Source organism: Microcystis flos-aquae FACHB-1344, assembly GCF_014698375.1.
Taxonomy (GTDB): Bacteria; Cyanobacteriota; Cyanobacteriia; order Cyanobacteriales; family Microcystaceae; genus Microcystis; species Microcystis aeruginosa.
The window spans coordinates 22,725-29,693 of record NZ_JACJSW010000148.1 but is presented as its reverse complement, the minus strand read 5'-3'; the positions used below and the strand labels follow the sequence as shown (position 1 = coordinate 29,693).

Here is a 6,969-nt window from a genome sequence, read left to right as displayed (position 1 = left end):
CATTTTCAGGCGTGCGCTTAAGTCTCTCATGCTGACGATACTTTTATCCAGTGCAAAACCTATCCAACAGGACACAAAAGTAAATGTACTTAATGCGGGATAGTCATTTTTGGGGAGTGGCTTGAGAAGCTCTTTCATTAGTTTTGGGAAAATTGTTAGCATGGCTTATTCACATTTATTGGTGTATATTTACTTTGTTTTCTTATCTATAATATCAAATTTTGTACGACTTTTTTCCCCGTTCAACACTTCTGGTCGTGCAGCTATCAGTTATCAGTTATCAGTTATCAGATTTGAGTTTTAAGTGACAGAGTATGGCTCTTGTGGTTTCTGTGTGGCAACTAGGTCTATAATGATAGTTTCTACTGTCTTTTCACCGATCACTGATTACTGTTTACTGATCACTGATTACTGAGTACAAGATGCCTCCTGTTGATCTTGGGTACGGGGGAGCCAATAACCGACATTAAAAAACTTTCTTTCACCACAAAACTCAGAAGTGTTGAATGTTAAGATATTGAAGATCATGACCAAGTTATGTATTCGCTCTGATGATACCAAAAAGGACTGATTATTGACTCCATTCCCAATAGCGAATCTAATTTAGCACTGTAAAATACTGGTTTTGTGAAGTTTTATTGCCGGATTCAACACTTCTGCATAAAACTCTCGAATCGAAGGACTACAATTTAAATCATCCAATCTACTAATCTATTTATTTTTATCCAGTTGCCTTTTGCGTGAGTGCCTTTTGCATAAGTGCCTGTCCTCATAAATAGCCGATAATCAAAGGATTTAGTATGATTTAGCGGAAATTTTTCTTAAATTTTTCTTAAGTGCTTGACATTGGCCAGATTAGTGCTTACAATCTTTTCCATCACCCAAACAAAGGCAAATTATCTGCACAATCCCAATTCTGAAAGCCATGCACAGCAAAGCTTTCAAGGGTTAGTACAGGTTGTTAGTTTTGTCTGAGTGATTAAACCTATTCACTTGAAATTACCACAGGAATAACTATGGCATATCCCAACGATCAACAAGGTAAAGCACTTCCTTTCTTTGCTCGTTTCTTGTCCGTAAGCAAAGAGGAATCTTCCATCAAGTCTCCTTCCCCTGAGCCTACCTTCGGGACCACCTTTAAATACCCTTCTGACTGGGAAGATTATTAAACTCAGATCACTTGAGTAATTACAGCACTTTTCTTGATTACACCGTACAGACAAAAAGCTAAAAGCTCCACTAAGCAAGGCTCGCAGCCAAAAAAACTGCACGTTGAGATCCTGAGAAGTGCTGTAAAGTAACTTTAGTAATTACTCAAGAAAAAACCAATACTGCAATAAGTCAAGCAAAAGCAAGACTTTTTGCAGCATTTTCTTGAGATTAGGATCAATAAAGACCGACCCAAAAGCCTTAAGATGGGTTAAAATGTAAGGACTTGCAACTGATATGAAAGAATCGCCTAAAGTTGTTTTATTGTTGACCCATAGCGGCGATTTTTTCACGATTGACCGCGTGGCTGAGGCGATAGAAAAAAAAGGAGCCACACCTTTTCGCTTAGATACCGATAAATTTCCCTTAGAGGTTCAATTAGCAGCCCAATTTAATGGTAAAAAAAGTTTTTATCAATTAACCTATAACCATCAATCTATTGATAGTCAACAGGTGCAATCTGTTTGGACAAGACGTATTTGGCAACCTGAAATAACAGGAGATTTAGATCCTCAGTTTCGGGAGGCTTGTGTGCGAGAATCCCAGACGACTTTGGCTGGTTTTTGGGATAGTTTAAGGTCAGCGCGTTGGTTAGATAATTTAGCGCAAATTGAGAAGGCTAAAAATAAGTTATTACAACTTCGTTTGGCCTCAGAAGTTGGCTTGATTATTCCCCCTACCTTAGTTACCAATAATCCTGATGCTGCCCGGGAGTTTTTTTCCCAGGTTCAGGGACGAATGGTGAGTAAATTGTTAACTGCGATCGCCCGAAGTATGGAGTCGCCGGAATTTTTTCTTTATACCAGTAGGGTGAAAGCAGAAGACCTTGAGGAAGCGGAATCTTTACGTTATTGTCCTATGGTTTTTCAAGCGGAAATTCCCAAACAATTAGAATTGAGAGTTGTCGTGGTTAATGGACAGACATTTGTGGGAGCTTTAGAATCTTCTCAGTATAATAATTCTGCCGTAGATTGGCGAAGACCGGGTATTGATCCGGGTGCTTGGCAACATCATACTTTACCCGATTCACTATTGCAGCAACTTCAGATTTTTATGGCTAATTTAGGGTTGAATTTTGGGGCGTTTGATTTTATCTTAACTCCTGGGGGAGAATACGTTTTTTTAGAAGTTAATCCCTGTGGTGAGTGGGGAATGTTAGAACGGGATTTAGATTTACCTATTTCTAATGCGATCGCTGATTTTTTAGTCTTCGGTTGATCGGCAAAGCTGGCGCTCAAAAAATTGTTAATCCTAAGTTTTCAAGGAAATCTATGACCGTTTTAATTGTTACTTTTAGCCACGATAATGAAAGTATTCCTCTGGTAATCAAAGCCATAGAAACGATGGGGAAAAAAGCCTTCCGTTTTGATACTGATCGCTTCCCTACAGAGGTGAAAGTTGATCTTTACTCAGGCGATAAAAAAGGCGGAATTATTACCGATGGAGAACAAAAATTAGAGCTAAAAGAAGTTTCTTCTGTCTGGTATCGACGCATGAGATACGGACTAAAATTACCCGATGGGATGGATAGTCAATTTCGCGAAGCTTCTCTTAAGGAATGTCGGTTAAGTATTCGAGGAATGATTGCTAGTTTATCTGGTTTTCATCTTGATCCAATTGCTAAGGTAGATCATGCCAATCATAAACAATTGCAGTTACAAGTAGCGCAACAATTAGGTTTATTAATTCCGGGGACTTTAACTTCTAATAATCCTGAAGCTGTCAAGCAATTTGCTCAGGAGTTTGAAGCGACGGGAATTGTGACTAAAATGCTTTCTCAATTTGCTATTTATGGAGACAAGCAAGAGGAAATGGTTGTTTTTACCAGTCCTGTTACAAAGGAAGACCTAGATAATTTGGAAGGTTTGCAATTTTGTCCCATGACTTTTCAGGAAAACATTCCTAAAGCTTTGGAATTACGCATCACTATCGTCGGTGAACAAATATTTACGGCGGCGATTAATTCCCAACAATTAGACGGCGCTATCTACGATTGGCGAAAAGAGGGAAGAGCGCTCCATCAACAATGGCAACCCTACGATTTACCGAAAACTATTGAAAAGCAACTACTTGAATTAATGAAATATTTCGGTCTCAATTATGGTGCAATTGATATGATTGTCACACCAGATGAACGTTATATCTTTTTAGAAATTAATCCCGTTGGTGAGTTTTTCTGGCTAGAACTTTATCCTCCTTATTTTCCCATCTCCCAGGCGATCGCTGAAGTCCTAGTTAACTCATAAACCAACAAATACAGAGCCAGAGTATTTTATCGCATCGACGAGGCTCTGACTCCAGATTTCCCCCCCGACTCCTGACTTGAAAGAGGGTGTAGGGTGTGGGGTGTGGGGTGTAGGGTGTGGGAAGTGGGGAAGTGGGGAGTTTTCTCAGTGAACTGATAACTGATAACTGATAACTGATAACTGACTCCTAACCCCACCAACAAACTTTTTCAGCAAACCCTACTTAATTTCCAGACCAAGACTTTCTCTCGTGCTTCTATCAGATCCATGCCTATTTTTTCTAAAACTCGCTTTGAAGCTATATTATCGGGAGCGCAGCCGGCGGTCACTGTTTGCATACCAGGTTGAGAAAGTGTCCAGTCCATCATTGCTTTTGTCGCCTCGGATGCGTAGCCTTGTCGTCGATATAACGGCGCTACTTGATAGCCAATTTCTACAGCATCTGTGGGTAAACCTGTGACATCAGGAATAATTTTGATCATCACATGACCAATAAGGGTATTTTCTGTTTGATGAATAATTAAACTCCCCCACCCCCACTCATTTTGGAAGGGGAATTGCAGCAAAATATTCGCAATATCAGGGAAAGCTTGAATCAACTCTTGTTCGGCCCAGTCAGCTGCAACTTTTACCCCCAAAATTGTTGCCAATTCATCGATACCTATAATTGCGGCCTTGAGAAGTTCAAGCTTTAAGGGGACTAAATATAATCGTTCCGTCACCAGTTTTTCCAGTGCTTTCATTTGATAAAACTCCTATACCAGTTATCAGTTATCAGTTATCAGTTATCAGTTAGTAGCTTGTTAATCAACTTACCCAGCAAAAACCTGATTCTCTAGTTCTCCTGAGAGGGGGAAGTCTGAATACTCTGTCTCACTTTCAATCTGTTTGTCACCCCATTAGCTATATTCTCACCCATTTTAAGGTTTTTGGGTCTTTATCGTAACGATAATTAAAACCATCTTTGGCAGTAATAATTTTACCTAAACTGGCTCGATTACGAACGCTACTTAAAGAATAATCAGTTAGGGACTGCATTTGTTGATGGGACAAACCTTCGGCTATTTCAGAAACTCCTGCAATTTCCGCATCATGCTCAGTTTTAACCTCAGACAAAGGCTCTATTTTTACCGCCGAAAAATCTTCTGATTTTTTTGACATCATTACCATGTCATTAACTTTTTTGCGCTGATAATCTTCTACAGTTGACAGCTGCCAATGGGAATTTTCTGTTAACTCTAAGACCCATCGATGATAATTAAATAAACTTTCCCGATGACCAACACTAATAAAAGTGGTTTCACTTTCCTGTAATTGCTGATATAAGCTGGCTTCATTGGTCAAATCTAAAGCGCTGGTTGCTTCATCTAAGATAGTAAAAGTGGGTTTAGTGATTAATAGTCGAGCAAAAGCTAGTCTTTGCTGTTCTCCGAGGGATAAAATCTGTTCCCAATTGACTTGTTTATCTAAGGTATTTTTGTCAGTTAATAAATGTTGCAGGTTGACTTTTTTTAAGATGTTTTCTAATTCTTCATCGCTCACCTGCTCATTGGTATGGGGATAAAGTAATTGCTGCCGTAAAGTGCCAAGGATAATATAAGGACGTTGGGGCAAAAATAACATTTTAGCTAAAGGAGGACGCACTAAACGGCCGCTACCTGCTTTCCATAAACCGGCGATTGCTCGTAACAAGGAACTTTTTCCTCGACCACTGGGGCCAATAATCAGTAGGCTTTCTCCCAAAGGGACAGAAACCGATAAATTCTCCACGATTACCTTTTCATAATCGGGAGTTTGTAGGGTAAAATTTTCAAAAGCTAGACGATTATCTTCCAGGGTGGTAATACGACTTAAGTTTTTCGGCTCTTCACTGGCAACTTTTAAGGCATCTGTCAAGGTAGCTAACCGTTCAATATAACTTGAAACTTTACCCGATGTTCCCCATTCAGTAATTAATTGTCCCAAGGCATTAGAAAAAAGGAAACAGCATAAACTCGCTTGACTAATTTCCCCATAATCGATTTCGTTTTTAATAAACATCGGGGTCAAAATAAACATTGAAAATACACTAATCGCTGACTGATAACCTCGATTAAAAAGATTATTAAACCGTTCCCAATTGATCAGTTTTTCCGAGCTTTGAATAACCCGTTCAAAACGGCCTTCAATGATTTTTTCTTCCTGCTCTTCTCCCTGAAAAAAAGCAATGGATTCGGCGTGGTTACGCACATGGGTTAAAGCATAACTATAATCAGCTTTATTATTAAGCTCCGATTGATTAATTTTGTTTAATTCTTGAGTTAGATAAATTGCTATTAAATTTCCTGCGATCGTATAAATTATTAGATAAACCGCAATTTGCCGAGAAATTGTCCAAAGAATAATTGCAAAAGTAATCATTTGTAACCCTTTTTCCACGAAGGTAATTAAAAACCTCAGGGTCATGGTCGTAATTGGTTCAATTTCTTGAGATAATCTTTGATCGGGATTTTTTAAAGCTGAGGTAAAATCGATGTTATAATAAGCGCGATAATTGAGATATTTTTTGACGGTTTGTTTCGTTAACCACTTATACCAATCCAATGCCACTTGACGACGAATAAATTGAGAAAAAGCAAATAACCCCGTTGTTCCTATAATCAACAAACTGGATAACCAAAGCGTATTGAGATATTTAGAAAGGTCTCTATCTTCAATAATAATATCGAGTACATAACGATTCCAGTAGCTACTAAAAGCTTCTACCCCCACCGTTGCCAAGATACTTAAAAGGATCAAAGCTGACATCCCCCAAGAAATGATCACATCTCCAAAGGCGCGTCCATTTAACTCCGTTGGATACCAATAGGGTTGAGCGACAATTTTTAGGCTTTCCCAAAATTGACCAAATAGTGAAAAGGGATTCTTGGCGGACTGGTCGGACACAACAGGGTTTTCCGTTGCTTGTTTAGTAGTATATTGAGGCATCTAGATCCAATTGGCAGTTCTTTTACTGTTCTCTTGACAACTCGCTATCATATTGTAGCGGCCGAATTACCTCTTGTTGTCTTTTGATAACATTTTTATCTAGAAGATGAAAGCCAGCTATGGCCAGAAAGCTCTGACTTGACTAGAACTACTTGACCCACTTTTGTTACTGTGGCAGTCTAGATGCTGTTTACTGATCACTGAAAAACCCCCATCTCTCAATCTCCGTGATCCTCAAAATGATTAGCTAGTAGGAATTTTTGACTGGTATTCAACTCTTGCCAAAGCTGGTTAATTTTCTCGTAAGCTTCCGTGGAGGTCAGCTTTCCCCCACTGTGTAAACCAGCGATAAAAGAGACTCTCAGGGCGAATTCCTGCAAATTAGCGTTAAAAACTAAATTTTGTGGCGTGAATAAACCCCTGTAGCTGGTTTTAGGGTAGAGAAAGTTATCTTTAGAATTGAATTTTTCCATTGTTACCGACCCCCCAGTATAGGATATCTACATTATTATATTATTTAACCTTTTGTTAACTTAAGCTTAACCTA

6 protein-coding genes are annotated in these 6,969 nt (G+C 38.9%); 3 read left to right on the top strand and 3 right to left on the bottom strand.

Annotated features, from left to right (window positions below; translation table 11 throughout):
- Window positions 1-1,016 precede the first annotated feature (1,016 nt).
- The 3 genes from H6G48_RS13430 (at window position 1,017) to H6G48_RS13420 (ending at window position 3,455) form a co-directional block, all read left to right on the top strand.
- Window positions 1,017-1,169: a microviridin/marinostatin family tricyclic proteinase inhibitor gene (locus tag H6G48_RS13430; RefSeq protein WP_071825016.1), complete on the top strand. Its 153-nt coding sequence runs from the start codon at window positions 1,017-1,019 to the stop codon at window positions 1,167-1,169.
- A gap of 277 nt (window positions 1,170-1,446) precedes the next feature.
- Entirely contained in the window at window positions 1,447-2,427 is a 981-nt protein-coding gene (locus tag H6G48_RS13425; RefSeq protein WP_190722168.1) for an MvdC family ATP-grasp ribosomal peptide maturase, read from the top strand.
- 53 nt (window positions 2,428-2,480) lie between these two features.
- Window positions 2,481-3,455 (top strand): MvdD family ATP-grasp ribosomal peptide maturase, encoded by a 975-nt coding sequence (locus H6G48_RS13420; protein WP_190722167.1) that lies wholly within the window; start codon window positions 2,481-2,483, stop codon window positions 3,453-3,455.
- A gap of 209 nt (window positions 3,456-3,664) precedes the next feature.
- On the opposite strand, the gene H6G48_RS13415 is transcribed toward H6G48_RS13420, so the two are convergent.
- The 3 genes from H6G48_RS13415 to H6G48_RS13405 all read right to left on the bottom strand — a co-directional run bounded on the left by H6G48_RS13415 (window position 3,665) and on the right by H6G48_RS13405 (window position 6,895).
- Window positions 3,665-4,198 (bottom strand): GNAT family N-acetyltransferase, encoded by a 534-nt coding sequence (locus H6G48_RS13415; protein ID WP_190722166.1) that lies wholly within the window; start codon window positions 4,196-4,198, stop codon window positions 3,665-3,667.
- A 160-nt stretch (window positions 4,199-4,358) separates the two neighbouring features.
- Window positions 4,359-6,422 carry an ABC transporter ATP-binding protein/permease gene (locus tag H6G48_RS13410; RefSeq protein WP_190722165.1) on the bottom strand — a complete coding sequence of 688 codons (2,064 nt, stop codon included), beginning with the start codon at window positions 6,420-6,422 and terminating at the stop codon, window positions 4,359-4,361.
- Between the two features lie 218 nt (window positions 6,423-6,640).
- The gene (locus tag H6G48_RS13405) at window positions 6,641-6,895 is read right to left on the bottom strand and encodes a DUF7219 family protein (RefSeq protein ID WP_002740468.1); all 255 of its coding nucleotides are present in this window, start codon (window positions 6,893-6,895) and stop codon (window positions 6,641-6,643) included.
- Window positions 6,896-6,969: the final 74 nt, after the last annotated feature.